Genomic DNA, 2,949 nt, shown 5'->3' on the forward strand with positions numbered 1-2,949 from the left:
ACACCTGAAACGACACCAAGGCCTTCATCGGCCAAGCCTCTTCCAGATACAATTTGTATCCCTGATTCTATCAGATAGAGTCAGGGGTTTTTTATTTTATTACATCCCTTACATATGTTATATATATACAAGACCTGGTATAATAGATAATTACAACCAAAAGCTAAAATCCAGCTGTAGTGCATACTTATTAAAACTTGCATTTTCAGCAGTTTACAAACAGCAGCACCTACCAGCCGGATATAACATAAAGTTGTTCGCTTGTAAGTATTTTATTGTTATTTAAAAAAACAAACTTAAAAAACCAGAAAGGATGATGAACAGTTATGCCAAAGAAGAAAAAAAGAATACTAACCGCACTGGCAGCTGTAATGTTTATTGGTCTATTATTTATTACATTAAGGTATGCCCCACTGCAAGCTGAAATGCAAACTCACAAACGATAAAAAACCCGACAAAAATATTACATTACAAAGCAGTGAATCCGAAGACGCTTCAGATATTATGGAGCTAAAACCAGAACCAGAACCAGCAGAGCCAACAAAAGAGCCTGAAAAAGAAGAAGCCGCTTCAGAAAACAAAGAACCGAAAAGTACTGCAAACAGTAACACGCCAGCAACAAACAGTACTAAGACACCGAAAACAAGCAGCAATACCGGCAACAAAAACAAAACACCGTCACCGCCACCAACTTCAGCTCCGACACCAGCACCAGCACCATCAAGGCCTACCGCTTATGTTGCACCAAGCACACATCATTTCTATGCTATAGAGGGCTCCAGCATGCCTGGCAACAAAAAATACGCAGAGTTTTCAATAATTATGGACTGCGTAAACCATCAAACCGGGCAGTACGATGCAGAACTTTACAAGCTGCAGCTTCAAGAGCTAAGGACTGTTATCTTGCCGGTATTAGGCGAAGACATAACCAACAAAATCATACAGGCAGCTGAAAGAAAAACCCATGAAAACATAACAATTTACGAAGCGTTTGAAACTGACACAAAAAAAGTTGATATTGGTTCCACCCCTGGATACTCTCTTGTACATTTCAAAAGCTGGGCAAAATAAAAAAAAGAAGCGAACGATTTTGCATGGTTATTATATTAAAAATCTAAGGAGGTGTATTTCTACTCCTGGCTAAACCCAGGTTTGTATGTCATGAAAAAAATACAAAAGTATTTAACGGTGTTTTTTGTGTTGAGTTTTTTGGTAGTAAATTTTCCTTTAAACGTCTTTGCCTGGAGCCATTACCCAAGATTGTACGGCGATGATAGGTATCAGACATCAAAAGCTGTTGCTGAAAAGTATAACAGCGGCCAAACAGACAATATAGTAATTACTACCGGCACTAATTTCCCAGATGCACTTTCAGTAAGCACCCTTGCAGGCAAACTCAAAGCACCCATACTGCTTGTTAATCAAACCGTAAGCCAATCCCAAGATGCCTTAGGCTACATCAGCGAACATATGGCTAACGGCAAGGTCTGGATAGCCGGCGGTGAAGGGGTAATCGACAGCACATTTGAATCCAAACTAACTTCAATGGGCAACACAGTGGAACGGGTTGCAGGACTTGACCGGTATGAAACTTGTTTAAGAGTTGCTGAGAAGGTAAGCGCGCCTAAAGGCACTTCTGTCTTTCTAGCTACAGGCGAAAACTTTCCAGACGCATTAAGCATCGCAAGCGTAGCAGCATCTGAAGGTTATCCCGTTATCTTAACACCTAAAGACAAACTCCCAGATGGCGTAAAAAACTATTTATTAAAGCAGCAGCCCTCTGAGGTCTTCATAATAGGCGGCACCGGAGTAATTTCAGAATCAGTTGAATCTACAGTTAAAAACATTCTACCTGCATCATCGATAACCAGGTTAGCAGGCCAAGACAGGTATGAGACATCTATAGAAGCTTACAATAATTTTTTTAATGATCCAGTTAATATTTACATAGCCTCAGGAACCGATTTTGCAGATGCCCTTTCTGCCAGTGTTTTGGCAGCCAAAGACAACGCTCCGATTATTTTAGTCGATTCAAAGAAAAAGATACCGCCGGAAAGCACTATCTGTTATTTAGAATATTTAGGAGCTCTTGATTATCCCTACGACCCATCAAACCCTCTGCCCCCTGACATGTGGCATCTTATTAGAAAACAGTTAAACATAACAATCATTGGCGGCCAGGGTGCAGTTTTGGAAAAGCTTGCATCAAACATCATGCATCTTGTTGAAAAGCCGCCTGGTACAGGAAGAGGGTATATGCAAAATTCTTCACTGCCTCCCGATGACTGTGATTATTCTATTCCCAAATCACATCATTTCTATGATATAGAAGGCTCCAGCATGCCTGGCAACAAAAAATACGCAGAGTTTTCAATAATTATGAGTATTTATAATCATCAAACAAGACAGTATGACGAAGAATTCTACAGAATGCAGCTCCAAGAGCTAAGGTCCACCATACTTCCGGTATTAGGCGAAGACATAACCAACAAAATCATACAGGCAGCTGAAAGAAAAACCCATAAAAACATAACAATTGACGAAACGTTTGAAACTGACACAAAAAAAAGTTGATATTGGTTCCACCCCTGGATACTATCATGTGCATTTCAAAAGCTGGGCTAAATAACCCATAGCTAAAAGCCCAGGTTAACAATAACCTGGCTTTTAGCTATAAAAAAAAGGAGGTGAACAGCATTATGACAAAGAAGCAAAAAATATTTACAGTGTCCGCTTTTATGATTCTTGCTGTATTAGTATTATGCGTAACCATTTATGCTAAGAACCATAAAGTTGCCAATACTGCATATGCCGGAAAAACTGTCTGGTGACAATGGTGACAGAGGGACGGGGGTCATGTCATCCAGAACGGTGACACGACCCCCGTCCCTCTGTCACCTCTGTCACCGCGATCTATTAATATTTCTGCTTTTTTCAGGAAGAAGCGAT

At 40.2% G+C, this 2,949-nt stretch carries 3 protein-coding genes; all 3 read left to right on the top strand.

All coding sequences use genetic code 11. The features are described from left to right. Positions 1–405: 405 nt before the first annotated feature. The 3 genes from SSCH_RS15465 to SSCH_RS21270 all read left to right on the top strand — a co-directional run bounded on the left by SSCH_RS15465 (position 406) and on the right by SSCH_RS21270 (position 2,831). On the top strand, positions 406–1,071 hold the full coding sequence (locus tag SSCH_RS15465; protein WP_044666268.1) for a hypothetical protein: 666 nt from the start codon (positions 406–408) through the stop codon (positions 1,069–1,071). A 90-nt stretch (positions 1,072–1,161) separates the two neighbouring features. After that, on the top strand, positions 1,162–2,574 hold the full coding sequence (locus SSCH_RS17065) for a cell wall-binding repeat-containing protein (RefSeq protein WP_156972365.1): 1,413 nt from the start codon (positions 1,162–1,164) through the stop codon (positions 2,572–2,574). 125 nt (positions 2,575–2,699) lie between these two features. Further along, a complete protein-coding gene (locus tag SSCH_RS21270) occupies positions 2,700–2,831 on the top strand; it encodes a hypothetical protein (RefSeq protein ID WP_269746223.1) in 132 nt (43 codons plus the stop codon). The last annotated feature ends 118 nt before the right edge of the window (positions 2,832–2,949 follow it).

It is taken from the genome of Syntrophaceticus schinkii (genome assembly GCF_000946815.1).
Classification (GTDB): Bacteria; Bacillota; DSM-12270; order Thermacetogeniales; family Thermacetogeniaceae; genus Syntrophaceticus; species Syntrophaceticus schinkii.